General features: G+C 55.6%; 5 protein-coding genes. All 5 read right to left on the bottom strand.

Going from position 1 to position 2465, the window contains the following annotated elements; all coding sequences use genetic code 11:
• A partial coding sequence (locus AK59_RS1000000124080) for a GpE family phage tail protein (RefSeq protein WP_050492005.1) occupies nucleotides 1–118 on the bottom strand: 118 nt, incomplete at its 3' end.
• A 32-nt stretch (nucleotides 119–150) separates the two neighbouring features.
• Nucleotides 151–444 (bottom strand): phage tail assembly protein, encoded by a 294-nt coding sequence (locus AK59_RS0123200; protein ID WP_029883937.1) that lies wholly within the window; start codon nucleotides 442–444, stop codon nucleotides 151–153.
• Between the two features lie 56 nt (nucleotides 445–500).
• Nucleotides 501–1019 (bottom strand): phage major tail tube protein, encoded by a 519-nt coding sequence (locus AK59_RS0123195; protein ID WP_029883936.1) that lies wholly within the window; start codon nucleotides 1017–1019, stop codon nucleotides 501–503.
• A 12-nt stretch (nucleotides 1020–1031) separates the two neighbouring features.
• Nucleotides 1032–2225: a phage tail sheath protein gene (locus AK59_RS0123190; protein WP_029883935.1), complete on the bottom strand. Its 1194-nt coding sequence runs from the start codon at nucleotides 2223–2225 to the stop codon at nucleotides 1032–1034.
• Nucleotides 2226–2349: 124 nt separating this feature from the next.
• Nucleotides 2350–2465 (bottom strand): tail fiber assembly protein (locus tag AK59_RS1000000125395; protein WP_197028022.1); only part of this gene is annotated, 116 nt, incomplete at its 5' end.

Below are 2465 nucleotides of genomic sequence, written 5' to 3'. Positions count from 1 at the left end.
GCTCATGGTGGTTTCCGCTTCGCTGCAGCGCCTTTTCGCGCCATGTGATGAGCTCGGTCACGCTCAGGGAATACAGCTCTGATGGCGGCCAGTGAAAAATCACCGCGATATCCGCCATCAGGTCATCGACCGATAGGTTATCCGGGAAGGTCAGCGTGCCGAAGATGGCGACAAAAAACCGACCACCTTACCGGCGAACAAAATCAGGTCTGACGCTTCCAGCCTCATGACTTCTGACTCAGTCAGCGCCGGGTACGTCATACGCGGCAGCACCTTAATCAGCGCATCGACGTCAGAGTTTGCCAGTGCGGCCAGACTCACGCCGCGTAATGTTCCTGTGTTGGGTTTGGTCAGCGTCACCTGTTCGATTTTTTGCTCACCGCGCATGACGGGATTATCGAGGATCACAATGTTTGGGTTTTCGGTTTCGTTGATGTTTTCCATGATGTCACTCTCTTCAAAATTAAGTGACCGGCCAGCCTGACTGACCGGTAAATGGGTTACAGGCCGATAGCCTTACGATGTTCTGCCAGACGGTCGACGCCATCGACTTTCATCACCATGTTGATGACGTCAATCTCGATGACTTCTTTGCCGTCAATCGTGAGCTGGTAGTAAGAGCACTCGGTCGAGATTTTGGTCGTGCCGCTTTCGCCCTGTTTGTTTTCGCCGCCGTCGTACTCTTTGTGACGGCCACGCATGACAACCTCGACGGCAGAAATCGCGCCAGTGTCATCGCGCTGGAATGAGCCGGTAAAGCGCAGCGGCACGCTATCCGCGTCGGGTGATGCGTACTGAGCCCACAGCTCGACATCAGGCAGACCACCGAGCGTCCACTCAAGCGCGAGCGCATCGTCATCGAGCCCGAGGTCAATAGACACCGAGCCGGGCATCCCGCCACCACGGTATTTCTCAAGCTTGCGGGTCAGCTTTGGCAGGGTGACGGATTCAACGACGCCCATATAGCTGAGACCGTCGTTAAACATGTTCAGGTATTTCAGTTTGCGTGGTAACGCCATGTGCTGAGCTCCTTAGCTGTTGACCGAGTCTGACAGGTTCGCCAGATAGGTATCGGTGATGCGCTGGCGCAGAGTCAGGTTTTCCAGCGGCGGGACGGGGGTGTAGTCGTAATCGATATACAGTTTCCCCGCTTTGAGGGTTTCCGCACTGTTTGACTCCGGGTCGTACCAGCAGGTGCCGTCAACGATATAGCCGTTGTTTTTCAGCTCACGGAATTTCGCATTGATACCGGCGACGATGTCGCGGATAAGCGTTGCGGTGACAGGTTTATCAATCGCCCACGCGTGCGCTTCCGCCATCGTATCAGCCAGCACCTGAGCGGTGCGGGTATAGTTCTCAAACACGAATAACGGGTCATCTGAGCAGGTGCGGTTACCCCAGAATTTAAAGCCATCGTTACGAATAAGCGTGGTGACACCTGCCTGATTGAGCAGGTTCGCGTCGGTGGCCTGCTCCTGCAAATCCCATGAGACCGAAGCACTGACGCCGGTGACGCCATTCACGCCGACGTTAGACAGGGTCTTGTGCCAGCCGGTCTCCTGGTCGATTTTGGCGCGCAGCCCTAATGCGCGAGCGGTCGCCCATGCGATATCGGTTTCGTTCGCCGTGGTGTCCCATGCCAGAAAATCAGGGTGAATGACCATCAGCTCGCGCTGGCTGAAATTCTTACGGTAGGCAATGGCTTCGGAAATAGTTTTGCAGCCCCACGCGCTGATATAGCCAAACGCGCGCAGGCTCTGACAGGTCGCGGCGAGCGCGGTCGCCACTTCCTGAGAATCCAGCCCCGGCACGCCGAGAATGCGCGGTTTAACGCCGGTGACAGTTTTCGCAGTCAATAACGCTTTAAGCCCGGTGTATTTGCCGTTTTCGTCGGTCGTGCCGATGATGTTGGAAATGGTCTCTTTCTGCGCCGCTTCCGGGTCGTCAGGGTCAGCGATACCTTCGGCAACGCGCACAACCACAACGACCGGCTTGCACTGGTCGGCAATAGCCTGCAGGGATTTTGACAATGTGCCGAGTTTACCGGCTTTACCGATAGCGTTCTGTACGCTGGTAATCAGCACCGGTTCATTAAGCGGGAATGTTGAGTCGTCAGCATCGCTGGCCGTGCAGACCATGCCGATGATGGCCGTCGAGACGGTGGAAATGGTGCGCGTGCCATCGTTAATCTCGATGACCTCGACGCCGTGGTGATAGTCGCCCATCTGTTTAACTCCGTGGTTAAGGGGTGCGACCATTTTTAGTCATGCAATCTACAAGTGCGATAAAACGGCGTTTGCAGGAGGATGAGACAACAAACGAAAAAGCCCTCCGGGTGGAGGGCTGCACTCAGACAGGTTTTTCAGGCCACTCGATATCCGGGGCGGAACTGATATCAAGGCGGCTTAGCATCACACGGTAACGCTTCCAGCGGGCAAGAGTTGTTAACTCATCTTCTGTTGCAA

Origin of the sequence: Enterobacter sp. T1-1, assembly GCF_000710795.1 — a bacterium.
GTDB lineage: Bacteria > Pseudomonadota > Gammaproteobacteria > Enterobacterales > Enterobacteriaceae > Enterobacter > Enterobacter cloacae.
Note: the sequence above shows the minus strand (reverse complement) of the source record. Positions and strands in the feature narration are given on the sequence as shown.